The sequence below is a fragment of the Pantoea sp. XY16 genome, assembly GCF_025153065.1.
GTDB lineage: Bacteria > Pseudomonadota > Gammaproteobacteria > Enterobacterales > Enterobacteriaceae > Pantoea > Pantoea alfalfae.
Genome location: NZ_JANZNP010000019.1, coordinates 53,314 through 77,797 on the forward strand (window position 1 = coordinate 53,314; position 24,484 = coordinate 77,797).

At 56.1% G+C, this 24,484-nt stretch carries 22 protein-coding genes; 18 read left to right on the forward strand and 4 right to left on the reverse strand.

Features of this window, described 5'->3' with window-relative positions; translation table 11 throughout:
* Window positions 1-17: 17 nt before the first annotated feature.
* The gene (gene metE, locus N1689_RS21350) at window positions 18-2,288 is read left to right on the forward strand and encodes a 5-methyltetrahydropteroyltriglutamate--homocysteine S-methyltransferase (RefSeq protein ID WP_222924748.1); all 2,271 of its coding nucleotides are present in this window, start codon (window positions 18-20) and stop codon (window positions 2,286-2,288) included.
* A 50-nt stretch (window positions 2,289-2,338) separates the two neighbouring features.
* On the opposite strand, the gene N1689_RS21355 is transcribed toward metE, so the two are convergent.
* Window positions 2,339-3,172, reverse strand: a complete 834-nt coding sequence (locus N1689_RS21355; RefSeq protein WP_161733925.1) for a dienelactone hydrolase family protein — start codon at window positions 3,170-3,172, stop codon at window positions 2,339-2,341.
* Window positions 3,173-3,476: 304 nt separating this feature from the next.
* Between N1689_RS21355 and udp the strand changes: the two genes are divergently transcribed.
* The 10 genes from udp to tatD all read left to right on the forward strand — a co-directional run bounded on the left by udp (window position 3,477) and on the right by tatD (window position 12,961).
* Window positions 3,477-4,238 carry a uridine phosphorylase gene (gene udp / locus N1689_RS21360; protein ID WP_161733927.1) on the forward strand — a complete coding sequence of 254 codons (762 nt, stop codon included), beginning with the start codon at window positions 3,477-3,479 and terminating at the stop codon, window positions 4,236-4,238.
* 92 nt (window positions 4,239-4,330) lie between these two features.
* Window positions 4,331-5,599 (forward strand): tetratricopeptide repeat protein, encoded by a 1,269-nt coding sequence (locus N1689_RS21365; RefSeq protein WP_260060179.1) that lies wholly within the window; start codon window positions 4,331-4,333, stop codon window positions 5,597-5,599.
* 85 nt (window positions 5,600-5,684) lie between these two features.
* Window positions 5,685-7,184 (forward strand): DNA recombination protein RmuC, encoded by a 1,500-nt coding sequence (gene rmuC, locus N1689_RS21370; protein ID WP_222924745.1) that lies wholly within the window; start codon window positions 5,685-5,687, stop codon window positions 7,182-7,184.
* A gap of 75 nt (window positions 7,185-7,259) precedes the next feature.
* Entirely contained in the window at window positions 7,260-8,018 is a 759-nt protein-coding gene (ubiE, locus tag N1689_RS21375) for a bifunctional demethylmenaquinone methyltransferase/2-methoxy-6-polyprenyl-1,4-benzoquinol methylase UbiE (RefSeq protein WP_008926452.1), read from the forward strand.
* An 11-nt stretch (window positions 8,019-8,029) separates the two neighbouring features.
* Entirely contained in the window at window positions 8,030-8,635 is a 606-nt protein-coding gene (locus tag N1689_RS21380) for an SCP2 domain-containing protein (protein WP_253420692.1), read from the forward strand.
* The gene (ubiB, locus tag N1689_RS21385) at window positions 8,632-10,269 is read left to right on the forward strand and encodes a ubiquinone biosynthesis regulatory protein kinase UbiB (RefSeq protein ID WP_150013210.1); all 1,638 of its coding nucleotides are present in this window, start codon (window positions 8,632-8,634) and stop codon (window positions 10,267-10,269) included. Before N1689_RS21380 ends, ubiB begins: the two co-directional genes overlap by 4 nt.
* 109 nt (window positions 10,270-10,378) lie before the next feature.
* Window positions 10,379-10,633 carry a Sec-independent protein translocase subunit TatA gene (gene tatA, locus N1689_RS21390; protein ID WP_150013208.1) on the forward strand — a complete coding sequence of 85 codons (255 nt, stop codon included), beginning with the start codon at window positions 10,379-10,381 and terminating at the stop codon, window positions 10,631-10,633.
* 3 nt (window positions 10,634-10,636) lie between these two features.
* Entirely contained in the window at window positions 10,637-11,332 is a 696-nt protein-coding gene (gene tatB, locus N1689_RS21395; RefSeq protein ID WP_161733935.1) for a Sec-independent protein translocase protein TatB, read from the forward strand.
* Window positions 11,332-12,090 carry a Sec-independent protein translocase subunit TatC gene (gene tatC, locus N1689_RS21400; RefSeq protein ID WP_161733937.1) on the forward strand — a complete coding sequence of 253 codons (759 nt, stop codon included), beginning with the start codon at window positions 11,332-11,334 and terminating at the stop codon, window positions 12,088-12,090. The genes tatB and tatC overlap by 1 nt, the downstream gene beginning before the upstream one ends.
* Before the next feature lie 88 nt (window positions 12,091-12,178).
* On the forward strand, window positions 12,179-12,961 hold the full coding sequence (tatD, locus tag N1689_RS21405) for a 3'-5' ssDNA/RNA exonuclease TatD (RefSeq protein WP_260060181.1): 783 nt from the start codon (window positions 12,179-12,181) through the stop codon (window positions 12,959-12,961).
* Here the strand turns inward: tatD and rfaH are convergent.
* Window positions 12,958-13,446: a transcription/translation regulatory transformer protein RfaH gene (gene rfaH, locus N1689_RS21410; protein WP_033734838.1), complete on the reverse strand. Its 489-nt coding sequence runs from the start codon at window positions 13,444-13,446 to the stop codon at window positions 12,958-12,960. The genes tatD and rfaH overlap by 4 nt on opposite strands.
* Before the next feature lie 206 nt (window positions 13,447-13,652).
* Here rfaH and pepE point away from each other — a divergent pair, with 206 nt between their 5' ends.
* The 3 genes from pepE (at window position 13,653) to fre (ending at window position 16,686) form a co-directional block, all read left to right on the forward strand.
* Complete coding sequence (pepE, locus tag N1689_RS21415; protein ID WP_260060182.1) at window positions 13,653-14,378, forward strand: dipeptidase PepE; 726 nt, start codon at window positions 13,653-13,655, stop codon at window positions 14,376-14,378.
* Between the two features lie 80 nt (window positions 14,379-14,458).
* Window positions 14,459-15,943, forward strand: coding sequence for a 4-hydroxy-3-polyprenylbenzoate decarboxylase (ubiD, locus tag N1689_RS21420; protein ID WP_161733943.1), 1,485 nt, complete (start codon window positions 14,459-14,461; stop codon window positions 15,941-15,943).
* Window positions 15,944-15,984: 41 nt separating this feature from the next.
* A complete protein-coding gene (gene fre / locus N1689_RS21425; RefSeq protein ID WP_008926461.1) occupies window positions 15,985-16,686 on the forward strand; it encodes an NAD(P)H-flavin reductase in 702 nt (233 codons plus the stop codon).
* A 70-nt stretch (window positions 16,687-16,756) separates the two neighbouring features.
* Here the strand turns inward: fre and fadA are convergent, their stop codons facing one another.
* Both fadA and fadB read right to left on the reverse strand, forming a co-directional pair.
* On the reverse strand, window positions 16,757-17,920 hold the full coding sequence (fadA, locus tag N1689_RS21430) for an acetyl-CoA C-acyltransferase FadA (RefSeq protein ID WP_161733945.1): 1,164 nt from the start codon (window positions 17,918-17,920) through the stop codon (window positions 16,757-16,759).
* Between the two features lie 10 nt (window positions 17,921-17,930).
* Complete coding sequence (gene fadB / locus N1689_RS21435; RefSeq protein WP_161733947.1) at window positions 17,931-20,114, reverse strand: fatty acid oxidation complex subunit alpha FadB; 2,184 nt, start codon at window positions 20,112-20,114, stop codon at window positions 17,931-17,933.
* A 187-nt stretch (window positions 20,115-20,301) separates the two neighbouring features.
* Between fadB and pepQ the strand changes: the two genes are divergently transcribed.
* The 4 genes from pepQ to hemG are packed head-to-tail and all read left to right on the forward strand — an operon-like array spanning window position 20,302 to window position 24,285.
* The gene (gene pepQ / locus N1689_RS21440) at window positions 20,302-21,633 is read left to right on the forward strand and encodes a Xaa-Pro dipeptidase (protein ID WP_260060183.1); all 1,332 of its coding nucleotides are present in this window, start codon (window positions 20,302-20,304) and stop codon (window positions 21,631-21,633) included.
* On the forward strand, window positions 21,633-22,250 hold the full coding sequence (locus N1689_RS21445) for an IMPACT family protein (protein WP_260060184.1): 618 nt from the start codon (window positions 21,633-21,635) through the stop codon (window positions 22,248-22,250). Before pepQ ends, N1689_RS21445 begins: the two co-directional genes overlap by 1 nt.
* 32 nt (window positions 22,251-22,282) lie before the next feature.
* Window positions 22,283-23,734 carry a Trk system potassium transporter TrkH gene (gene trkH / locus N1689_RS21450; RefSeq protein ID WP_161733953.1) on the forward strand — a complete coding sequence of 484 codons (1,452 nt, stop codon included), beginning with the start codon at window positions 22,283-22,285 and terminating at the stop codon, window positions 23,732-23,734.
* A gap of 17 nt (window positions 23,735-23,751) precedes the next feature.
* Complete coding sequence (gene hemG, locus N1689_RS21455; protein ID WP_253420707.1) at window positions 23,752-24,285, forward strand: menaquinone-dependent protoporphyrinogen IX dehydrogenase; 534 nt, start codon at window positions 23,752-23,754, stop codon at window positions 24,283-24,285.
* Window positions 24,286-24,484: the final 199 nt, after the last annotated feature.

Sequence of the window (24,484 nt, forward strand, 5' to 3'; positions counted from 1 at the left end):
TATCTGGAGAACAGCACATGACTATCCTCAACCATACCCTCGGCTTTCCCCGAATTGGCCTGCGCCGTGAACTGAAAAAAGCACTGGAGCGTTACTGGGCAGGCGACAGCACGCAGCAGGCCTTACTGGAGACGGGCCGCGAGCTGCGTGCGCGACACTGGCAACAACAGAAAGAGGCGGGCGTCGATCTGCTGCCGGTCGGCGATTTTGCCTGGTATGATCATGTGCTGACTACCAGCCTGCTGCTGGGCAACATACCCACGCGTCATCAGAACAAAGAGGGGACCGTTGATCTCGACACGCTGTTTCGTCTGGGGCGCGGTCGTGCGCCGACTGGCGAGCCTGCGGCGGCGGCAGAAATGACGAAATGGTTTAACACCAACTATCACTACATGGTGCCGGAATTTACTCAGGACCAGACCTTTAAACTTACCTGGACTCAGCTGCTGGATGAGGTGGATGAGGCGCTGGCGCTGGGCCACAACATCAAACCGGTGCTGCTGGGACCGGTGACGTATCTGTGGCTGGGTAAAGTTAAAGGTGAGCCCTTTGAACGTCTGTCGCTGCTGGAAAGGATTCTGCCGGTTTACCAGCAGGTGCTGGCAGAACTGGCGAAGCGCGGGATCGAATGGGTACAGATTGATGAACCCGCCCTGGCACTGGAGCTGCCGCAGACGTGGCGCGAAGCCTTCCAGCCGACGTATGACGCGCTGCAGGGTAACAGTAAGCTGCTGCTGACCACCTATTTTGACAGTATCGGACAGAACATTGATGTGATTCGTGCGCTGCCGGTGCAGGGCCTGCATATCGATCTGGTTCATGGCCGCGATGATATTGAGCAGCTGAATCAGCAACTGCCCGCCAGCTGGCTGCTGTCGCTTGGCGTGATCAACGGACGTAACGTCTGGCGTGCCGATCTGAGCCGCTGGTTCAGTCGCCTGCAACCGCTGACCAGAGCGCGTGAACAGGTGTGGATTGGCTCCTCCTGCTCGCTGCTGCACAGTCCGATCGATCTCGGCGTCGAGACCCGGCTGGATGATGAAGTCAAAAGCTGGTTCGCCTTTGCGCTGCAAAAATGTACAGAGCTCTCGCTGCTGAGTCAGGCACTCAACACGAATGATCCCGCCTCGCTGGAGGCCTGGAGCGCACCGGTGCGCGCCCGTGCTTATTCCCGCCGTGTGCATAATGCCGCGGTAGGCCAGCGTCTTCAGGCCATTACGCCACAGCACAGTCAACGTCTGAGCGCCTACCCGGTGCGGGCACTTCTGCAGCGTCAGCGTTTCAATCTGCCCGCCTGGCCCACCACGACGATCGGTTCTTTTCCACAGACCACTGAAATTCGCGGCCTGCGCCTCGATTTTAAGCAGGGCCGTCTCGACAGTAATCATTACCGCACCGGCATCGCGGAGCATATTAAACAGGCGATCATCGAACAGGAGCGGCTGGGACTGGATGTCCTGGTTCACGGTGAAGCAGAACGTAACGACATGGTTGAGTACTTCGGCGAGCATCTGGAGGGATTTGTCTTTACCCAGAATGGCTGGGTACAGAGCTACGGTTCCCGCTGTGTGAAACCGCCTGTGATCATCGGCGATGTCAGTCGCCCAGAGGCGATTACCGTCGAGTGGGCCCGATATGCTCAGTCGCTGACTGACAAGCCGGTAAAAGGAATGCTGACCGGCCCGGTGACGATTCTCTGCTGGTCATTCCCGCGTGAAGATGTGCCACGGGAAACTATCGCAAAGCAGATCGCGCTGGCGCTGCGTGACGAAGTGGAAGACCTGGAGAAAGCAGGCATTGGTATTATTCAGATCGATGAGCCTGCACTGCGTGAAGGTCTGCCACTGCATCAGTCTGAGTGGGCAGACTATCTGAACTGGGCAGTGGAGGCGTTCCGGCTGAATGCGGCGGTGGCGCGGGATGAAACCCAGATTCATACGCATATGTGTTACTGCGAGTTCAACGACATTATGGACGCCATCGCTGCGCTGGATGCTGATGTGATCACGATTGAAACCTCACGGTCTGACATGGACTTACTGGAGTCGTTCGAACACTTCGACTACCCGAATGAAATCGGCCCCGGCGTCTATGACATTCACTCGCCTAATGTCCCCAGCGTGGCGTGGATAGAGGCGCTGTTGCTGAAGGCGGCGAAACGGATTCCGGAAGCGCGTCTATGGGTAAACCCGGACTGCGGTCTGAAAACGCGTGGCTGGACGGAAACACGTCAGGCGCTGGCCAATATGGTGACGGCGGCAAAGAAATTGCGTGGTGAGACGGCGTAGGAATGGGACCGGATGGCAATAAACAGGGGCGCCGAAGCGCCCCTGTTTATTTATTTTGATGCCACGCCATACTGCCTGAACCAGGCCAGCATCCGCTGCCAGCCATCATTGGCTGATTCAGCATGATAGCTTGCACGATAGTCAGCATTAAAGGCATGGCCCGCTTCGGGATAGACGATGATCTCGGCGGTTGCATTGGCGGCATGGAGTGCCTGACGCATCTGCTCGACGCTCTCCAGCGGGATACCCTCATCCTGGCCACCATACAAACCTAATACTGGCGCATTCAGGTCGATCGCAATATCAATAGGATGCTTCTGCTGCTTCAGCGTGCGCTCGCCGGTCAGTCGCCCATACCAGGCAACCGCGGCGCGTAGCTGTGGGTTATGCGCGGCGTAGAGCCAGCTGATGCGGCCACCCCAGCAAAAACCGGTGATGCCCATGCGACGGATATCGCCGCCGTTGCGTGCCGCCCAGTTAGCGGCATGATCGAGATCGGCCAGCACCTGGGTGTCAGGCACTTTGCTGACCAGCTCGCTGAACAGCGTCGGGATATCGTTATACTCAGTCGGGTCGCCTTCGCGGAAATAGAGCTCAGGCGCAATCGCCAGATAGCCTTCCAGCGCCAGACGGCGGCAGATGTCCCGGATGTGCTCATGGACACCAAAGATCTCCTGCACCACCAGCACCACAGGCAATGGGCCTTCCGCTGAGTGCGGTTTTGCAAAAAATGCCGGCATGTTTTCGCCCTGGCTGGGCACTGAGGTTTCACCTGAGTGAATGGCCGGGCTTTCGGTAATAATGGTGGTAGAGGCGGTGGGCTGCACGGCAGGGGCAAAGCCGCCCGTCGCCGGTTTTTGTGCCATATTGTCACTGGGTTTCATTATTCTCTCCGTGCAAGCATTTACGCAATCACGTAACTATAGCCTGGCCGTAAAGCGTCTGCGTCCAGGTGTCGGTTAACACAATCAACAGCGAATAAAATCATCCACCTCTTTAACATTGCGCCGACCCTGACACAGCCTCGCTGAGGGCTATCCGGATGAATAAGACGTAATTATGTGATTAAAATCACATTTTATGTTCCGGGAAATGTAACTTTCATTTTCTTAAGTGAATTTTGTCACATATTTATCGGGCGTGCTGGCGTAGAGTGGCGCGCTACCTTCCCTTAACAGGAGTCTGAAAATGACACAGTCTGACGTTTTCCATCTTGGCCTGACAAAAGCCGATCTGCAGGGCGCGACCCTGGCGATTGTGCCGGGTGACCCGGAGCGTGTGAAGAAAATTGCCGGACTGATGGAAGATGCCACGCATCTCGCCTCACATCGTGAATTTACCTCCTGGCTGGCTAAACTTGATGGCAAGCCGGTCATTGTCTGCTCAACGGGCATCGGCGGTCCTTCTACATCGATTGCGGTCGAAGAGCTGGCGCAGCTTGGCGTGCGTACCTTCCTGCGAGTCGGTACCACAGGTGCTATCCAGCCACACATTAACGTCGGCGATGTGCTGGTGACCACCGCGTCCGTTCGCCTGGACGGAGCAAGCCTGCATTTTGCCCCGATGGAATTCCCGGCTGTCGCTGACTTCGCCTGCACCACCGCACTGGTTGCCGCCGCTGAAGCCTGTGGCGCGAAAACCCACATTGGCATCACCGCCTCTTCTGACACCTTCTATCCGGGCCAGGAGCGCTACGACACTGTTTCAGGCCGTGTCGTCAGTCGTTTCAAAGGATCGATGAAAGAGTGGCAGGAGATGGGCGTGCTTAACTATGAGATGGAATCTGCAACGCTGTTAACCATGTGCGCCAGCCAGGGTCTGCGGGCCGGCATGGTCGCGGGCGTGATTGTGAACCGTACTCAGAAAGAGATTCCGGATGCGGTCACCATGAAGCAGACAGAAAGTGACGCAGTGAAGATTGTGGTCGAAGCGGCGCGTCGTTTATTATAATGACCGCGTCGGGCAACAGGTTTTTTGTCCAGACTCAAAACCTGTTGCCGGTAGTTAACGGCGCGTAACATCAGTGAAACCTGAGAGTGTTTATGCGCAATACGATTCCTGTCCGACGTCCTGTCCCTGGCGCTAATCCTGCGGCAATCAATGCCCGTCTGGAACGCAGCGCCGAACGTTTTCGCGCCGCCATGCAGCAGGGTAACCACGCGCTGGCTGCTCAGTGCTGCGAAGAAGTCCTGCGCTCCATGCCCAATCAGATGCAGGTGCTGAGCGACTACGCGCTCTGCCTGCTGCGTCTGGGTCAGTACAATAAATCGTACAAAATCTACCAGAAGATTTATCAGTCACCGCCCGCTGTGCAGGCTACCGCCTCTGAAACCTGGCTGGATGGCTTAACCGAAGTGTGCGGCTGGCTGGGTAAAAAGGAAGAGGTGGCACGTTTTGGTCTGACATCGCTAATGCGCTCTGATGCGCGTTTCAGTCAGGGACAGCGTGCCGCGTTTCCTGCTCCGCAACCTGAGCCTGTCGATCTCAGCCAGCCACATCAGAATGTCATCGCCTTCTGCCTGTATGGCGATCAGCCGCGCTACTGTGAAACCTTAATCAAAAACGTTGAAGTGGCGCCTGAACTCTATCCCGGCTGGGTCTGCCGCATCTATCTCGATGACAGCGTGCCGCAGCATGTCTGGCAGCGCCTTGACCAGCCGCACGTCCAGCTGATCGATATGTCCCACGAGAAAACCCTGTTTCCGACCCTGTGGCGTTTTCTGGTGCTCGACGATCCTGACGTGAAGCGTTTTATCGTGCGCGATGCCGACTCGCTGCTTTCAGAGCGCGAAGCGGCGGCGGTTAACGCCTGGCTGGCATCGCCTTACTGGTTCCACCATATGCGTGACTACTTCTCCCATACCGAACTGCTGCTGGCAGGGATGTGGGGCGGCTGTCACGGTGTTTTCCGGAATGTGGAGCAGGCGATGCGTGATTTCATTGCACAGTATCAGGGCAGCCAGCGCTTCACCGATCAATATTTCCTCAAAGTGGCGTTATGGCCCACAGTGCGTGAAAGCCTCCTGAGCCATGATGAACTGTTCAACTTTCATCAGGCCCAGGCGTGGCCTGATCATGCGCCCGTGCGCTGGCAGACGCCGCATTTCCACGTAGGCAGCAATGCCGGCTTTGCCAGTATGACCGGTAAATCCAGCGCTCCTGAAGGGAGCAGACAGCGCGTCGCGATCACTTCTGGCGAGACAACCTGGCATTATCTGGCGCAGGTCAAAAACGGCGAGTGGCTTTTGCCGATGCCATTCTTCCTGATTGATGAGTGGCAGGCTGGAAAGCTGACGGTAGCGGCCCTGTAAGGCGCTGAATGCCGGTAAATTTATCTGGACATTCATACAGTGCGACTCTACCTTTTTCCTCAGCAGCCTGAGTCGCGGGGAAATCATGGATCAGCACATCATTATCAGCGCCTGTCTGGCGCTTGCCGGGTTGGGGATTGGCTGGATGCTGGCACAGTTACGTGCCGGCCATCAGGTCGCCAGTTTTCAGACCGAGCGCCGTCTGCAGGAAGAGGCGCAACAGCGCCAGCAGCAGCAGATCGAACAGCTTCAGCAGCAGACGCAGCAGCGTGAGCAGGAACTGCGTCAGCTTCATGGCGCGCTGAGCGGGGCCAATGAGCGCCTGCAACAGCTCGATTACTGGCGCAATGAAAGCGAACAGCTTAATCGTGAACTGCGCAATCAGCTGGAGGTTAACAGCGCACAGGAAGCGGAGCTGCGCGAAGTGACCATCCGCCTTGAAGAGACACGTTTCGCGGCTGAAGAGAAACAGCGCCTGCTGACCAACAGCGAACAACGCCTCAGCGCCCAGTTTGAAAACCTCGCCAACCGTATTTTCGAAAACAGCGGCCGTCGTGTCGATGAACAGAACCGTCAGAGTCTGGACGGGCTGATTGGCCCGCTGCGTGAACAGCTGGATGGCTTTCGCCGTCAGGTGCATGAAAGCTTTGGGGCAGAAGCGCGTGAACGGCACACCCTGACTCATGAAATCCGGCAGTTACAGCAGCTGAATGCGCAGATGGCACAGGAGGCGCTTAACCTGACCAAAGCGCTCAAGGGCGACAATAAAATCCAGGGTAACTGGGGTGAAGTGGTGCTGAGCCGTGTACTGGAGGCCTCCGGGCTGCGTGAAGGCTACGAATATGAAACTCAGGTCAGCATCCAGTCAGAACAGCAGGGCCGGATGCAACCGGATGTCATTGTGCGTCTGCCGCAGGGCAAAGATGTCGTGGTGGACGCCAAAATGACGCTGGTGGCCTATGAACGCTACTTCAATGCGGATGATGAGATCGAACGTGAGCAGGCGATCCAGGAGCATGTCAGCGCCATGCGGGCGCACATTCGCCTGCTGGGACGAAAAGATTATCAACAATTGCCCGGTTTACGGTCGCTGGATTATGTGTTGATGTTCATTCCGGTCGAGCCGGCCTTTTTGCTGGCGATTGACCGCCAGCCTGAGCTGATTGGCGAGGCGCTGCAGCAGAACATTATGCTGGTCAGTCCCACCACGCTGCTGGTGGCGCTGCGTACTATTAACAATCTCTGGCGCTATGAGCATCAGAGCCGTAATGCGCAGCGTATTGCTGACCGGGCTACGCGCCTCTATGACAAGATGCGACTGTTTGTCGATGACATGAGCGGCATTGGTCACAGCCTGGATAAGGCGCAGAACAGCTATCGCGAGGCGATGAAAAAGCTGGCAGAAGGGCGCGGCAACCTGATTGCGCAGACGGAAGGATTTCGTGCGCTGGGCGTTGAGATCAAACGACCCATTAATCCTCAGCTGGCCGAACGGGCCATGCCGGAAAACCGGGCCGCTGACGATGCAGATGACGACAGGGATGCGGATGAGAGTGAGAGGCGTGTGAGGCGCCTCCACGAATAGTATGGGCGCAGCGTGCCTGACTTCCGTGACTCTGATACACTTCGGGAAGTATTGTTTGTGGAGCAGGTAAAACCGATGGCAGATGAATCACAGCAGGAAACTACCCATTTTGGCTTTCAGACGGTCGCCAAAAGCGAAAAAGCTGACAAAGTCGCGGATGTATTTCACTCCGTAGCAGCAAAATATGACCTGATGAACGATTTGATGTCGTTTGGCGTCCATCGTATCTGGAAGCGTTTTACCATTGACAGCAGCGGCGTACGTCGCGGTCAGCGCGTGTTAGATCTGGCGGGGGGTACCGGCGATCTCACCGCCAAATTCTCTCGCCTGGTGGGCGAAACCGGTCAGGTTGTCCTGGCGGATATCAACAGCTCCATGCTGAAGATGGGCCGCGAGAAACTGCGCAATCAGGGCGTGGTGGGCAACGTAAGTTACGTCCAGGCCAACGCAGAAGCTCTGCCTTTCCCTGATAACTATTTCGACTGCATCACTATCTCCTTTGGTCTGCGCAACGTTACGGAAAAAGAGAAGGCGCTGGCCTCCATGTTCCGTGTCCTTAAGCCGGGCGGACGCCTGCTGGTGCTGGAGTTCTCTAAGCCTGTTCTGGATCCGCTGAGCAAAGCGTATGACGCCTACTCGTTCCACATTCTGCCGCGCATCGGACAGCTGGTGGCGCAGGATGCAGAGAGCTATCGCTATCTGGCCGAATCAATCCGCATGCATCCCGATCAGGAGACCCTGAAAGCGATGATGAACGATGTCGGTTTTGAAAATACCACTTACTCCAATATGACCGGCGGCATTGTTGCGTTGCATCGTGGATTTAAGTTCTGAGTGAGATGGTAATGAACCTGACGCCCTTGATTACCGCAGGACTGGAAACGGCGCTGAACCGTATTCTCTATCGCGATCGTGGCCTGAAAGCGGCGCGGCAACGCCTGAATGGCAAAGTGCTGACGCTGCGCCTGAGTGAGTTTTCGCATCCGCTGGTGCTGGTTTTCAGTGAGCAGCGACTGGACGTACTCGCGGACTGGCAGGATCGCAGTGACTGCACGGTGATTACTTCGCTGAAAACGCTGCCAAAGCTGCGCGATCGCCAGCAGCTGACGCCGCTCATCCGCAGCGGTGAGCTGCAGGTTGAAGGTGACCTGCAGGTGGTGCAGCAGTTCTCTGCGCTAATGGATCTGGCTGAGCTGGATCCGGCAGAATATCTGGCTCCCTGGGTCGGTGATATCGCCGCTCAGGGTATCAGTCAGCGCTCACAACAGGCATTTCGCTTTTTCAAAGGTGAAGTGCAGCGTCGCCAGGATTATCTCGGACAGGCCATTACCGAAGAGTGGCGTGTTGCGCCTGGCTCGCTGGAGTTAGCCTGGTTTTCTGAGGAGGTCGACGCGATGGAACGTTCGCTTGAGGCGCTTGATGCGCGTCTGGCGCAGCTGGAGGCAAAATGAGTTTTGGAGAGATCCGCCGTTTATATCTGATCATGAAGGTCTTTCTGACCTATGGCCTTGATGAACTGATTCCTCAGACACGCCTCACTTTCCTGTTTCGCCTGTGGCGTCGTTCGGTTTTCTGGATCCCGAATCTGCATCAGCAGGAACTGATCGGTGCACGTATGCGCATGGCGATGGAGCAACTTGGGCCGGTCTGGATCAAGTTTGGCCAGATGCTGTCGACGCGTCGTGATCTTTTCCCGCCGCTGATCGCCGATCAACTGGCGATCCTGCAGGACCGCGTTGCGCCGTTCGATGGCGTCAAAGCCAAAGCGCAGATTGAAGCCTCAATGGGCGCGCCGATTGAAACCTGGTTTGATGATTTTGATATCAAGCCACTGGCATCGGCATCCATTGCGCAGGTACACACCGCCACGCTGAAATCGACCGGTAAGAAAGTGGTCATCAAGGTGATTCGCCCCGATATTTTGCCGGTGATCCGAGCGGACATGAAGCTGATCTATCGGCTGGCACGCTGGGTTCCGCGTCTGCTGCCGGATGGCCGTCGTCTGCGTCCGGTCGAGGTGGTGCGCGATTATGAGAAAACCCTGCTTGATGAACTGAATCTGTTACGCGAAGCCGCTAACGCTATTCAGCTGCGCCGGAACTTTGAAGATAGCCGCATGCTCTATGTGCCGGAAGTCTATTCAGATTACTGTAGCGAAACCATGATGGTGATGGAGCGCATCTACGGCATTCCGATTTCAGACGTTGCCACACTGGAGCGTCATGGCGTGAACATGAAGCTGCTGGCAGAGCGTGGTGTGCAGGTCTTCTTCACCCAGGTCTTCCGCGACAGCTTCTTCCATGCGGATATGCATCCGGGCAACATTTTTGTCAGCTATGAGCATCCTGAAGACCCGCAATATATCGGTATCGACTGCGGTATCGTGGGGTCGCTGAACAAAGAAGATAAGCGTTATCTGGCGGAAAACTTCATCGCTTTCTTCAACCGTGACTACCGTAAGGTCGCAGAGTTGCACGTTGACTCAGGCTGGGTGCCGCCCGATACCAATGTTGAAGATTTCGAGTTTGCGATCCGTACGGTTTGTGAACCGATTTTTGAAAAACCGCTGGCTGAGATCTCCTTCGGCCATGTGCTGCTGAACCTGTTTAACACCGCACGTCGCTTTAATATGGAAGTGCAGCCGCAACTGGTATTACTGCAAAAAACTCTGCTCTATGTGGAAGGTATTGGTCGTCAGCTCTATCCGCAGCTCGACCTGTGGAAGACAGCTAAGCCGTTCCTGGAAGAGTGGATTAAGGATCAGGTCGGTTTGCCCGCTATTATTCGTGCGGTCAAAGAAAAAGCGCCATTCTGGGCTGAAAAGTTACCTGAGTTGCCAGAACTCTTTTACGACAGCATGCGCCAGCACAAACTCTTACGGCACAGCGTCGATAAGTTAGTGGGCGACATGAATGCGCAACGCGTCCGTCACCATCAGGCGCGATACCTGTTTGGTGTCGGTGCAACGTTGCTGTTAAGTGGAACGGCGGTGCTGCTCACCCGACCGGACTGGGACTTCTTCCCGGCGGTACTGATGGCAGCGGGAATCGTCTCCTGGTTAATCGGCTGGCGTAAGACAAACTGATTGTCACGTCTGTTTAAAAAAAGGTAATGTCGCTGGCTAAAGCCCGGTTAAAAAGGGCACTCTGTCCTGCATTACCTTATCGTTTTCACAGAATATTAGAGGCTATCTCATGGGCGGTATCAGTATCTGGCAATTGTTAATCATTGCCGTGATTGTTGTTCTTCTGTTCGGTACCAACAAATTACGTAATCTGGGTTCAGATTTAGGTTCTTCGATTCGTGGCTTCAAAAAAGCCATGAGTGATGAGGATGACAAAAAGGATCAACCGAAAGAGCAGGACGCTGACTTCGCGGCCAAAACACTGGCGGACAAACAGCAAACTTCGGCTAACAAAGAAGACGCCAAGAACGACAAGCAGGTGTAAACCGTGTTCGATATTGGTTTTAGTGAACTGGTATTGGTGTTCGTTATCGGGCTGATTGTTCTCGGCCCGCAACGTTTACCGGTCGCGGTGAAAACCGTGGTCGGCTGGATCAGGGCGATTCGCTCGCTGGCAGCCAATGTACAACATGAACTGGCGCAGGAGCTCAAGCTGCAGGAATTGCAGGAGAGCCTGAAAAAGGTGGAAGAAGCGGGCCGCGGCACGCTCTCCCCTGAGCTGAAAGAGTCGATGGAAGAGCTGCGTAAAACGGCGGATTCAATGAAGCGCTCGGTCAGCCAGAGCATCGACATTGAAAAAGAAGAAGACGAGGCGAACACCATCCATTCGGCTCAGCACAGGCCCGCGCCTCATGCGGCTTCTGCTGCAGTGCCGGCATCTGAGCCTGCTGTCGCTGAGTCTTCGGTGACGCCTGCATCAGCAGCGCATCAGGCCAGTGCCGCGGCACAGAGTCCGTCATCAGCATCAGGCCCGGCGGTGCAACCTTCCGCTGCACCTGCTGCAGTCGCCACGTCTCCGGCACAGGTTTCGTCAGCAGTTTCATCAGCTCCGGCTGTGCAATCCTCTGCCGCGCCCGCCACCGCGGCGAGTGCACCGGCACAGGCACCCGCAGGTGATGCCGCCAGACCGACTGATGCTGCGCGTCATTCCGTACCCTCCTCTTCTGCAAGTGATGAACGATAATGGCCGTTGAAGATACCCAACCGCTCATCAGCCATCTGATTGAGCTGCGTAAGCGCCTGCTGAATTGCATCATCGCCGTACTGGCGATCTTCCTGATGCTGGTTTACTTCGCCAACGACATCTACCAGCTGGTCGCCGCACCGCTGATCAGTCAGATGCCGGTCGGGTCCAGCATGATCGCGACCGATGTGGCCTCACCGTTTTTCACCCCGATTAAGCTGACCATTATTGTATCGGTGTTTCTCGCGGTGCCGGTGATCCTTTATCAGGTCTGGGCCTTTGTCGCCCCTGCGCTCTACCGTCATGAGCGCAGGCTGGTAATGCCGCTGCTCTTTTCCAGCACCTTCCTGTTCTACTTCGGCGTAGCCTTTGCCTATTTCGTGGTCTTCCCGCTGGCATTTGGTTTTTTCACCAAGACCGCACCGATTGGCGTCACCGTCGCAACGGATATCTCTAAGTACCTCGATTTTGTCATGACGCTGTTTATGGCATTTGGCGTGGCGTTTGAAGTGCCGGTAGCGATTGTGTTGCTGTGCTGGACCGGGATCACCAGTCCGGAAGAGTTGAAGAAGAAACGCCCCTATATTCTGGTGGGCGCCTTCGTGGTCGGGATGTTGCTCACACCGCCGGATGTTTTTTCCCAAACTTTGCTCGCTATTCCGATGTACTGCCTGTTTGAAGTCGGCGTATTCTTTTCCCGGTACTACGTGGGTAAAGGCCGACGCTTACAGGATGAGGAAGAGAACACTGACGCCTGATGCTGACAGCCTTACCCGCACTGGCGGGAAGCGTTCACTCCAAACCGCCCTGATGGGCGGTTTTTGTTTATAAACAGTGGGAAATATTATGTTTGATATCGGTGTAAACCTGACCAGCACGCAATTCGCCTCCGACCGGCAAAAGGTGGTTAAACGCGCGCGTGATGCGGGCGTCACCGGCATGCTTATTACCGGCACTAACGCGCTGGAGAGCCAGCAGGCTCAGCGACTGGCTGAAGCTCAACCCGGCTTCTGCTGGTCTACTGCAGGCGTTCACCCTCACCATGCCAGCGAATGGTCCTCGGAAATCGCCAGCACCCTGCGTCGCCTGGCTGAAAAACCGGAAGTGGTGGCTATTGGTGAGTGCGGACTTGATTTCAACCGCAACCTGTCGGCTCATGGGCAGCAGGAGTATGCGTTTGACGCGCAGCTGGCGCTGGCGGCAGAACTCAATATGCCGGTGTTTTTGCACTGCCGTGAAGCCCATGCGCGTTTCACGGCGGTACTTGAACCCTGGTTGCCAAAACTGCCGGGTGCAGTCATCCACTGCTTTACCGGCACGCGTGACGAGCTGGAAGCCTGTCTGGCAATGGGATTATCGGTGGGGATTACGGGCTGGGTTTGCGATGAACGTCGTGGTCTGGAACTGCGCGAGTTGCTGCCACTGATCCCGGCTGACCGCCTGCTGCTGGAAACCGATGCGCCTTATCTGCTGCCGCGCGACATGCGCCCGCGTCCGACCTCACGCCGGAACGAACCCTGCTTTTTACCGCATATTGTGCATCAGGTGGCGACATGGCGCGGCGAGAATACCGAAGAGCTGGCGACCCGCATCGATCAGAATGCGCGGACGTTATTCAGACTGGCTTAAATCTTACGGAACTGCTTATTGTCGACGCTGCGCATTACCTGCTTGTTCAGCAGATTGAGTAACAGAATCGAGCGCGTTTCACCATCCGGCTCGGCAAAAATGGCGCGCAGCCCTTCAAACGTCCCTTCGGTGATGACAACTTCATCGCCGCTTTGCGGTGTCTCAGGGTCAAGCAGGATTTGCGGAACATCGGTTTCCAGCGCTTCGATCACCGCTGACGGCACGGTTGCGGGGGTGGTGCCGAAGCGTACAAAGTGACTGACACCGCGTGTGCTGCTAATCGTCGTGGTGTGAATCGCTTCCGGATCGAATTCGATAAACAGATAATTTGGAAACAGTGGCTCACTCACCGTGGTGCGTTTGCCGCGCACGATCTTTTCCAGAGCGATCATTGGACTGAGGCAATGCACTTCCTGCCGCTCCAGATGCTCCTTCGCGCGCAATAGCTGACCACGTTTGCAATAGAGTAAGTACCAGGATTCCATAACTGCTCCCATTGAATGGACGCTAAGAATAGCAAACCTGCTGCCAGAGTTATAGCGCAGGGGCAGGGTAAAGCGCCCCGCAGCGAAAATAAACTGAGACTTTTCTTAACATGCCGGATAGCAGTAAAAGCATTGATGGGTAATTGACGTCTGCTATTGCTCTGTATCAGACTCGATGACTATCACATCTGCATAAGGATCCTCTGATGGAACTCTTTCTGTTGAGCAATGGCAAGCTGGCGGATGATGCGGCGCTGCTGGGCTATGCGCAGCCACAGCTGCACGCCATGATCGCCCGACGCGCTATCCGAGCGGCGGTACTGATCCCCTACGCAATTATTCGTGGCGACCAGCAGCAGCGTGCTGCCGAGCTCAGTGCTTCTCTTGGAATTCAGGTGGAGCGAGTTCAGGCATTTGCTTCGCCAGCTGACGCGATTGCCCAGGCAGATCTGATTTTGGTCAGCGGTGGCAACACATGGTTTCTGAATCAGATGCTGCATGAACAGGGTCTGATCGGAGTGATTCAGCGCGCGGTGCGGGAGCGGCAGGTACCCTATGTCGGCTGGAGCGCAGGCTGCAACGTGGCAACGCCCTCAATCCGTACCACTAACGATATGCCGGTGCGCAGCAGCGTGGTGTTGCCTGCCCTGGGCCTCTTCCCGGTGCAGATCAATCCCCACTATCTGGATGCCAGCGTCAGCGGCCATATGGGCGAAACCCGCGATGAACGCCTGGCGGAGTTCTGTGCAGTTAACCCTGCCGAGTCGGTCATTGCACTGCGTGAAGGCAGTTTTCTGCACCTGCATGACAACCAGCTGCGTTATCACAGCGTGCGTAACGAAGATTTTAAACTGTTTCACCACGGCGAGCCGATTCAGGGGTATCACGATGCCCGTGCGTTACAACCGCTGGTTCCCTTTCAGTGCGTATGAGGCCGCCATATAAACCTCAGCATCTCCATGTAATCAGACCTATAATGGCCGACTCACTCTGGCCGGAAAGCTAAAGCCGCATGAAATATCACGATTTAAGAGACTTTCTCGCGCTGCTCGAACAGCGCGGTGAGTTAAAGCGCATTACCCAGTCGATCGATCCTGAACTGGAAATGACCGAAATTGCCGACCGCACCCTGCGTGCCGGTGGTCCCGCTCTGCTGTTTGAAAACCCGAAAGGGTACGACATGCCGGTGCTGTGCAATCTGTTCGGCACACCAAAGCGCGTGGCCATGGGCATGGGCCAGGAGGAGGTCAGCGCACTGCGCGAAGTGGGTAAACTGCTGGCCTTCCTGAAAGAGCCGGAGCCGCCAAAAGGCTTCCGCGATCTGTTCGATAAGATGCCGCAGTTTAAGCAGGTCCTGAACATGCCGACCAAACGTCTGCGCAATGCACCCTGTCAGGAAGAGGTGTTCAGCGGCGATGAAGTCGATCTGACCCGCATTCCGGTGATGAAGTGCTGGCCTGGCGATGCGGCACCGCTGATTACCTGGGGACTGACCGTGACGCGCGGCCCGCATAAAGAGCGGCAGAATCTGGGCATTTATCGACAGCAGGTGATCGGCAAAAACCGTCTGATTATGCGCTGGCTATCGCACCGTGGTGGCGCGCTCGATTATCTGGAGTGGAAGAAAGCGCACCCGGGTGAGCGTTTTCCGGTCTCGGTGGCGCTGGGTGCCGATCCCGCCACTATTCTCGGTGCCGTCACGCCGGTGCCTGACACGCTGTCAGAATATGCGTTTGCCGGGTTGCTGCGCGGCAATAAAACCGAAGTGGTGAAGTGCCTGTCGAACGATCTCGAAGTGCCGGCCAGTGCTGAAATCGTGCTGGAAGGGTATATCGAAGCGGGCGATATGGCACCAGAAGGACCTTACGGCGATCACACCGGCTACTACAATGAAGTAGATAGCTTCCCGGTGTTTACCGTGACACATATTACGCAGCGTCATAAGCCTATCTATCACTCCACCTACACCGGCCGTCCGCCGGATGAGCCTGCGGTGTTGGGTGTGGCGCTGAATGAAGTGCTGGTGCCAATCCTGGTGAAGCAGTTTCCGGAGATCGTGGACTTCTATCTGCCACCGGAAGGTTGCTCATACCGGCTGGCGGTCGTAACGATTAAAAAGCAGTACGCCGGGCACGCCAAACGTGTCATGTTTGGCGTGTGGTCGTTTTTACGGCAGTTCATGTACACCAAATTTGTTATTGTGTGTGACGATGATGTTAATGCGCGTGACTGGAACGACGTGATCTGGGCCATTACCACGCGTATGGATCCGGCCCGTGATACGGTATTAGTGGAAAATACCCCGATCGATTATCTCGATTTCGCCTCGCCCGTTTCCGGGCTGGGGTCGAAAATGGGGATGGATGCGACCAATAAGTGGCCAGGTGAAACGCAGCGCGAATGGGGTACCCCCATCGTTAAAGATCCGGCGGTCACCGCGCGCATTGATGCTATCTGGGATGAGCTAGGTATTTTTGATCAGCCGCCACAGCGTTGATGGCGAGCACAACCATAAAGACGACCCGACAGAGGGAACGCATGACAACGTTAAGCTGTAAAGTAACTTCAGTTGAGGCGATTACCGACACGGTCTATCGCGTTCGCCTGATCCCTGAAGCGGAATTCAGTTTTCGCGCGGGACAGTATCTGATGGTAGTGATGGATGAGCGCGACAAGCGTCCGTTCTCACTGGCCTCAACGCCGATGGAAAAAGATATCATCGAGCTGCATATCGGCGCGTCCGATCTGAACCTCTATGCCATGGCCGTTATGGATCGCATCCGTAACGATCGCCAGATCACCGTTGATATGCCGCACGGCGATGCCTGGCTGCGCGAAGAGAGCACTAAACCGCTGATCCTGATTGCAGGCGGTACCGGTTTCTCCTATGCCCGTTCCATTCTGCTCACCGCGCTGGCGGAACAGCCAGAGCGCGACATCGCCATTTACTGGGGCGGACGTGAGCTTAAGCACCTGTACGATATGGATGAGCTGGATGCGCTGGCCGTCAAGCATCCGAACCTGAAAGTGATCCCGGTGGTCGAGCAGCCCGAAGCGGGCTGGCAGGGTCGTTCTGGTACGGTACTGACCGCAGTGATGCAGGACTTCAGCACGCTGAGCGAGCATGAGATTTATATCGCCGGACGTTTTGAGATGGCGAAGATTGCCCGCGATCGTTTCTGTGCCGAGCGTGGTGCAGTGGAATCACAGATGTATGGCGATGCGTTTGCCTTTATCTGATAGCTGGTAGCAGACAGAAAAAACCCGCCGATCAACGGCGGGTAAATCTGACAAAGTAAGACTCAACGTATTACAGACGCTCGAATACGGTTGCGATCCCCTGGCCCAGTCCGATGCACATGGTGGCAAGGCCAAAACGGGCATCGCGGCGTTCCATGATGTTCAGTAATGTGGTGCTGATGCGTGCGCCGGAACAGCCCAGCGGATGGCCCAACGCAATCGCGCCGCCATTCAGATTAACCTTCTCATCCATCTGCTCCAGCAAACCTAAGTCCTTGATGCAGGGCAGGGTCTGTGCGGCAAAGGCTTCGTTCAGCTCAAACACGTCGATATCACTGACGCTCAGTCCCGCCCGTTTTAATGCCAGTTTGCTGGCCGGTACCGGTCCGTAGCCCATGATCGACGGATCACAGCCGACCACTGCCATGCTGCGGATACGTGCGCGTGGCGTCAGCCCCAGTTCACGGGCGCGTGATTCACTCATAATCAGCATGGCGGCCGCGCCATCTGACAGGGCCGACGACGTACCCGCTGTGACGGTGCCATTCACAGGATCGAAGGCCGGTTTGAGCGCCGCCAGACCTTCGGCGCTGGTCTCCTCGCGGATCACCTCATCGCAATCATAGCGCTTAAGAATGCCATCGCTGTCGTGACCCCAGGTGGCGACAATCTCCGTTGCGAAGTCCCCACGTCGGGTGGCCTGCCATGCGCGCTGGTGCGAACGCAGGGCAAACGCATCCTGCTGCTCACGGCTGATATGATGCATACGCGCCAGCATCTCGGCAGTTAAGCCCATCATGCCTGCGGCTTTGGCAACGGTGCGGCCCAGGCCAGGATGAAAGTCCACGCCGTGATTCATCGGCACGTGTCCCATATGCTCCACGCCACCAATCAGGCAGCACTGCGCATCGCCGACCATAATAGCGCGGGCCGCATCGTGCAGCGCCTGCATTGACGAACCACACAGCCGGTTAACGGTGGTGGCCGGCACAGAGTGCGGGATTTCGGCCAGCAGCGCAGCGTTACGTGCGATATTAAATCCCTGTTCCAGCGTCTGCTGTACGCAGCCCCAGACAATGTCGTCGAGGGATGTCGGGTTCACCGCCGGGTTACGGCTCAGAATTTCGCGCATCAGGTGCGCAGAGAGATCTTCAGCGCGCACGTTCCGAAAGGCGCCGCCTTTTGAACGTCCCATTGGCGTGCGCACCGCATCAACAATCACCACATTTTCCATCTTCTTGCCCTCAGGCGCTTTTCAGCGCGGCTTCATCAATCGGTTTGGCGGCGGGATACCAGCTTTCATGCTGATGGGCTTTCTGCACCAGCAGCTCAGGCAGGGCATACAGGCCACCAAGCGCGCTGTAGCGCCGGGCCTGATCGACCACATTGCTGTTGCCCAGGGTATCGAGGTAGCGGAAAGCACCACCACGGAACGGTGGGAAACCGAGGCCATAGACCAGTGCCATGTCCGCTTCAGCGGGCGAGGCGATAATCTTCTCTTCCAGGCAGCGCACCACCTCATTCAGCATCGGCAGCATCATGCGGTTCAGAATCTCTTCATCGCTGAAGGCTCGCGCGGGCTGACAAACCTGTTGCAGCAGCGTATCTACCTCCGCATCCGGCACCTTCTTCAGCTTGCCCTTTTTATCCTCTTCCCAGCGCCAGAAGCCTTTGCCATTTTTCTGACCAAAACGACCGGCATCAAACAGCAGATCGATCGCATCGCGATAGTCATGCTTCATACGATCCGGGAAACCATCAGCCATGACGCTTTGCGCGTGGTGTGCGGTATCGATGCCCACCACATCCAGCAGCCATGACGGCCCCATCGGCCAGCCGAACTGTTTTTCCATCACTTTATCAATCTGACGGAAATCAGCGCCGTCGCGCAGCAGCAGGCTGAAAGCCGCGAAGTAGGGGAACAGCACACGATTGACAAAGAAGCCGGGGCAGTCATTCACCACGATGGGTGTTTTGCCCATTTTGCTGGCCCATGCCACGACTTTACTCAGTGTTGCTTCACTGGTTTTCTCGCCACGAATCACTTCAACCAGCGGCATACGCGGCACCGGATTGAAGAAGTGCATGCCACAGAAATTTTCCGGGCGTTGCAGCGCCTGTGCCAGCTGGGTGATAGGAATGGTTGAGGTATTGGAGGCCAGAATCGCATCCTGACGCAGATGCTGTTCGGTTTCCGCCAGCACTTTGGCCTTGATCTGCGGGTTCTCTACTACGGCTTCCACCACCACATCGGCCTGGTCAAAACCGGCGTAATCCAGGGTGGGCTGAATAGTGGCGATCACACTGGCGAGTTTACTGCCGTCGATTTTGCCGCGGTCCAGCAGCTTATTGAGCAGCTTGCTGGCTTCGTTCATCCCCAGGGTTAACGCCTGGGGGTTAATGTCTTTCATTCTTACCGGCACGCCTTTCCAGGCAGACTGGTAGCTGATACCGCCACCCATGATGCCCGCGCCCAGTACGGCTGCCTGAGCCGGTGCGCCGCTTTCGCTGCCGCGCTTTTTCGCCAGACTCTTGACGTACTGGTCGTTGAGGAAGATGCCGACCAGGGCGCGGGCTTCATCAGACTGCGCCAGCGGCACAAACGCCGCGGTTTCAAGTTTCAGCGCATCATCACGGCCAAGACTGGCCGCCGCTTCAATCGTTTTTACGGCCATCAGCGGGGCGGGATAGTGTTTACCTGCCGTCTGCAGCACCATTGCTTTCGCAATCGTGAAGCTCATCGCCGCTTCAATCGGACTGAGTTTCAGCGGTGCCAGTTTCGGTGCCCGGCGCGCCCGCCAGCTGCCATCAGTAGCGGCGGCTTTGAGCATCGCGATCCCCGCCTCGCGCAGTTTCTCGCGCGACACCACCGCATCGACCAGGCCGAGTTTCAGGGCGGCGTTGCCATCAACATCTTTACCCGCCGCAATAATTTCCAGCGCACTGTCGGCGCCCAGCAGGCGCGGTAGTCGCACGCTGCCCCCAAAGCCGGGCATGATGCCAAGTTTTGTTTCCGGCAGGCCAATACGGGCGTCCGCAGTGGCAATACGCAGATCGGTTGCCAGTACGCATTCACATCCACCGCCCAGCGCATAGCCGTCAATGGCGGCCAGAGTCGGCACCGGTAAATCTTCCAAACGGTTGAAGATGCTGTTGGCGTAGCTCAACCACTGACTCAGCTTTTCGGTGGGTGCATCAAACAGAGAAAGAAACTCGGTGATATCCGCGCCCACAATAAAAGCAGGTTTAGCGGAGCTCAGCAGCAGGCCGCGCAGTTCTGGCTGCTGTTCCAGTACCGCAATCGCCTCGCCCAGACTGGCGACCGTTTGCGTATCGAGCTTATTGACCGAGCCTGTAGCGTCAAAAACCAGCTCGGCGATGCCATCGTCCAGCCAGTGAAGAGTAAGGTTAGCGCCTTGGTAGAGCATGTGCGTCTCCTGAAACCGCGAAAGGTGATCTGGTCATACCAGATGATCGTGAGTGTGGGAGCGATGTTAATTAATTGCAAACGGCTCTTTGCTTATTTGCTAACAAGATCACAGCAGTGCTGACATCGGCATCTGCGCAAGGGGTATGCTAAACTTGCGGCCATTTCGCGACACTGGAGAGACGTCAATGGATTCACTGAAGACCTTGTATCACGCGCATATCGCCACTTTGCAACAACGGGCGCAGCAGGTGCTGGCACGCAACAAACTGGATGCGATGCTGATCCATTCCGGTGAGTTATTGACGGTGTTTCTGGATGATCACACCTATCCGTTCAAGGTGAATCCACAGTTCAAGGCCTGGGTGCCGGTGACGCAGGTGCCTAACTGCTGGCTGTGGATTGACGGGGTGAACAAACCGAAACTGTGGTTCTACTCTCCGGTGGATTACTGGCATAACGTCGAACCGCTGCCGGATAGTTTCTGGACCGCGGATGTTGAGGTCATTGGCCTGAAAAATGCTGATGAGATTGCGCAACTGCTGCCCGCACAGCGCGATAACGTCGCTTATATCGGCCCGGTCAACGCGCGCGCGGCTCAGCTCGGTATCGCCTCTGGCAATATCAATCCCAAAGCGGTGATCGACTTTCTGCATTTCCATCGCAGCATCAAAACCGATTATGAACTCGCCTGTCTGCGTCAGGCACAGAAGCTGGCAGTAGCTGGCCATCGCGCAGCGAAAGAGGCGTTCGCAGCGGGCTTAAGCGAGTTCGATATCAATCAGGCGTATCTGACCGCAACCGGTCATCGCGACACCGATGTGCCTTACGGCAATATCATCGCGCTGAATGAACACGCTGCCGTGTTGCACTATACCCGGCTGGATCATCAGCCACCGGCGAAACGCCACAGCTTTTTGATTGATGCCGGTGCTGAGTATCTTGGCTATGCCGCCGATTTGACCCGCAGCTATGCGGCGCAGAGTGGTTCGCTCTATGCCAGAATGATTGAGGCAATGAACGCGGAAGAGCTGGCGCTGATCGCTACGCTGAAAGCGGGCGTGCGCTACACCGATTATCATCTTCAGATGCACCAGCGTATTGCGAAGATGTTGCTGAAGTTTGAGCTGGTGCAGGGGATCAGCGAAGAAGCGCTGGTGGCTGAAGATCTGACCGGTCCGTTTATGCCTCATGGCCTGGGGCATCCGCTGGGTCTGCAGGTGCATGACGTGGCTGGCTTTATGCAGGATGATCAGGGCACGCATCTGGCCGCGCCTGCGCAATATCCTTATCTTCGCTGCACCCGCGTGCTGCAACCGGGCATGGTCTTAACCATCGAGCCGGGCTTCTATATTATTGACTCATTACTGGCGCCGTTGCGTGCAGGCCGTTTTAGTCAGTACTTTAACTGGCAGGCCATTGATGCGCTTCGGCCTTATGGCGGGATTCGTATCGAAGACAACGTGATGATCCATGCGCATCGCGTTGAGAACATGACCCGCGATCTGCATCTGGCCTGATGGAGGCCTTTGATATTCCCGCTGTGCCCCTGAGCAGCAGTGAGGAGACGATCAAAAAGAGCCGCTTCATTACACTACTGGCGCACACCGAGGGTGCAGAAGCGGCGCGCGCGTTTGTCCAGCAGGTTAAAAGCGAGCATCCCACTGCCCGGCATCACTGCTGGGCGTGGGTCGCGGGTGCGCCGAATGATTCTCAGCAGCTTGGCTTCTCTGATGATGGTGAACCTTCGGGCACGGCCGGCAAACCGATGCTGGCGCAGCTGATGGGCGCAGATATTGGCGAGATTACCGCCGTGGTGGTGCGTTATTATGGCGGCATCATGCTGGGAACCGGCGGCTTAGTGAAAGCCTATGGCGGTGGGGTCCAGCAGGGGCTTAAGCTGCTGTCACGGCAGCGCAAAGTGCCGATGAAGCTGTTCACACTGCAGTGTGACTATTCACAGCTCAGCGACATAGAACGGCTGGTTCAGCGTTTCGACGGTAAGGTGACCGACAGTCAGTTTCAGGATCGCATTGCATTGACGCTGGCTGTCCCTTACGGACAGATCGACGGATTTAAACAAAATCTGTCAGACTTTAGTCGGGGCGCGTTATCGCTGATCCCGCTCACACCCTGATATTCATCTCTATTATTTAAAGGAACGGCTGAATGCACTTTCGCGCCATTACCCGCATAGTCGGTCTGCTGGTGATCCTCTTTTCAGTGACGATGATTTTGCCCGGCCTGGTCGCATTGATTTATCGCGATGGCGCGGGGCGGGCATTTAGCCAGACCTTTATGATGGCGCTGGTGATCGGCTCGCTGCTGTGGTGGCCGAATCGCAAAAAGAAAACCGAACTCAAACCGCGGGAAGGGTTTCTGATTGTCGTCCTGTTCTGGACGGTGCTGGGCAGCGTAGGGGCGATGCCCTTTATCTTTGCCGAGCAGCCGCATCTTTCGGTAACGGATGCGTTTTTTGAATCTTTCTCTGGCCTGACAACGACCGGTGCCACCACACTAGTGGGACTGGACTCGCTGCCCAAGGCGATCCTCTTCTATCGGCAGATGCTGCAGTGGCTGGGCGGTATGGGGATCATCGTGTTAGCGGTGGCGATACTGCCGATTCTCGGCGTCGGGGGTATGCAGCTCTATCGCGCTGAGATGCCGGGTCCGCTAAAAGATAACAAGATGCGGCCACGTATCGCCGAGACGGCCAAAACACTCTGGCTGATCTACGTCCTGCTGACGGTGGCCTGTGCACTGGCGCTGTGGCTGGCGGGCATGCCCGCGTTTGATGCTATCGGTCACAGCTTCTCAACCATCGCCATTGGCGGCTTCTCTACCCATGACGCCAGCATCGGCTATTTCCATAGTGGCACTATCAATACCATCGTGGCAGTGTTTCTGCTGATCTCAGGCTGTAACTATGGCCTGCACTTTGCCATGTTAAGCGGACGTAATTTACGCGTGTACTGGCGCGACCCGGAATTCCGCATGTTTATTGGCGTTCAGCTGACGCTGGTATTGATCTGCACACTGGTTCTCTGGTTCCACAATGTCTATGAAAGTGGCTGGCAGACGCTGAATCAGGCCTTCTTCCAGGTCGTTTCCATGGCGACAACGGCGGGATTCACGACCGACAGCATCGCACGCTGGCCATTGTTCCTGCCGGTACTGCTGTTGTGCTCCGCCTTTATTGGCGGCTGTGCCGGTTCAACCGGCGGTGGCCTGAAGGTGATTCGCATCCTGCTGTTGTGCAAGCAGGGTAACCGTGAGCTTAAACGTCTGGTTCATCCCAATGCGGTCTATACCATCAAGCTGGGCAATCGGGCGCTACCGGAACGTATCCTTGAAGCCGTCTGGGGATTCTTCTCGGCTTATGCACTGGTGTTCCTGGTCAGCATGCTGGCGATCATCGCCACCGGCGTCGATGACTTCTCGGCTTTTGCTGCCGTTGCCGCGACGCTCAACAACCTCGGGCCGGGCCTGGGGGTAGTGGCTGATAACTTCACTTCAATGAATGACGTGGCAAAATGGATTCTTATTTCTACCATGTTGTTCGGGCGTCTCGAGGTATTTACCTTGCTGGTGCTGTTCACGCCTACTTTCTGGCGTGAATAATTAATAAGGATGCTGACATGAAAGCGCTGATTCTCTATTCCACTCGCGACGGACAAACAAAGAAGATTGCCTCTTCTATTGCTGAGGTGATCCGTCAGCAGCAGCCATGTGATGTACTGGACATCCAGGATGCCACTCTGCCTGACTGGGCACAGTATGATCGCGTGCTGATTGGTGCCTCGATCCGCTACGGCCATTTCCAGCCAGTCGTCGATAAGTTCGTAAAGCTTCACCTTCAGGCGTTGCAGCAGCGTACCAGCGGTTTCTTTTCGGTGAACCTGACGGCGCGTAAACCTGAAAAGCGTTTGCCTGAAACCAACGCCTATACGCAGAAGTTCCTGGCTAACTCTCCGTGGCAGCCCGATTGCTGTGCCGTGTTCGCAGGCGCACTTTATTATCCCCGCTATCGCTGGTTCGATCGCGTCATGATTCAGCTGATTATGCGTATGACCGGTGGTGAGACAGATTCAACGAAAGAAGTGGAATACACGGACTGGCAGCAGGTACGCACTTTTGCCAATGATTTTGCACAGTTACCAGGCAAATCGTAGCGAAATAGCGCGATTTGATGAAAATTACTGCGAACGATAATCTTTTCGCAATAAACACTTGTCAGCCCGCGCGAACTCCCTATAATGCGCCTCCATCGACACGGAACACCGGCAACGGGATGACGGGTTGAGAGGCACAGGAGACTGCGCCGCCGGAGAAAAACTTCTGAAATAGAGGTTGACTCTGCAGGAGGAAAGC

Bases quoted from the DNA above. Each gene is read 5' to 3' on its own strand.
- tatC (WP_161733937.1), top strand. From the start codon at position 11,332: ATGGCCGTTGAAGATACCCAACCGCTCATCAGCCATCTGATTGAGCTG.
- tatA (WP_150013208.1), top strand. From the start codon at position 10,379: ATGGGCGGTATCAGTATCTGGCAATTGTTAATCATTGCCGTGATTGTT.
- N1689_RS21365 (WP_260060179.1), top strand. From the start codon at position 4,331: ATGCGCAATACGATTCCTGTCCGACGTCCTGTCCCTGGCGCTAATCCT.
- ubiB (WP_150013210.1), top strand. From the start codon at position 8,632: ATGAGTTTTGGAGAGATCCGCCGTTTATATCTGATCATGAAGGTCTTT.
- trkH (WP_161733953.1), top strand. From the start codon at position 22,283: ATGCACTTTCGCGCCATTACCCGCATAGTCGGTCTGCTGGTGATCCTC.
- tatD (WP_260060181.1), top strand. From the start codon at position 12,179: ATGTTTGATATCGGTGTAAACCTGACCAGCACGCAATTCGCCTCCGAC.
- rmuC (WP_222924745.1), top strand. From the start codon at position 5,685: ATGGATCAGCACATCATTATCAGCGCCTGTCTGGCGCTTGCCGGGTTG.
- fadB (WP_161733947.1), bottom strand. From the start codon at position 20,114: ATGCTCTACCAAGGCGCTAACCTTACTCTTCACTGGCTGGACGATGGC.
- N1689_RS21445 (WP_260060184.1), top strand. From the start codon at position 21,633: ATGGAGGCCTTTGATATTCCCGCTGTGCCCCTGAGCAGCAGTGAGGAG.
- pepE (WP_260060182.1), top strand. From the start codon at position 13,653: ATGGAACTCTTTCTGTTGAGCAATGGCAAGCTGGCGGATGATGCGGCG.
- ubiE (WP_008926452.1), top strand. From the start codon at position 7,260: ATGGCAGATGAATCACAGCAGGAAACTACCCATTTTGGCTTTCAGACG.
- N1689_RS21355 (WP_161733925.1), bottom strand. From the start codon at position 3,172: ATGAAACCCAGTGACAATATGGCACAAAAACCGGCGACGGGCGGCTTT.
- N1689_RS21380 (WP_253420692.1), top strand. From the start codon at position 8,030: ATGAACCTGACGCCCTTGATTACCGCAGGACTGGAAACGGCGCTGAAC.
- hemG (WP_253420707.1), top strand. From the start codon at position 23,752: ATGAAAGCGCTGATTCTCTATTCCACTCGCGACGGACAAACAAAGAAG.
- fadA (WP_161733945.1), bottom strand. From the start codon at position 17,920: ATGGAAAATGTGGTGATTGTTGATGCGGTGCGCACGCCAATGGGACGT.
- pepQ (WP_260060183.1), top strand. From the start codon at position 20,302: ATGGATTCACTGAAGACCTTGTATCACGCGCATATCGCCACTTTGCAA.
- metE (WP_222924748.1), top strand. From the start codon at position 18: ATGACTATCCTCAACCATACCCTCGGCTTTCCCCGAATTGGCCTGCGC.
- ubiD (WP_161733943.1), top strand. From the start codon at position 14,459: ATGAAATATCACGATTTAAGAGACTTTCTCGCGCTGCTCGAACAGCGC.
- udp (WP_161733927.1), top strand. From the start codon at position 3,477: ATGACACAGTCTGACGTTTTCCATCTTGGCCTGACAAAAGCCGATCTG.
- fre (WP_008926461.1), top strand. From the start codon at position 15,985: ATGACAACGTTAAGCTGTAAAGTAACTTCAGTTGAGGCGATTACCGAC.
- rfaH (WP_033734838.1), bottom strand. From the start codon at position 13,446: ATGGAATCCTGGTACTTACTCTATTGCAAACGTGGTCAGCTATTGCGC.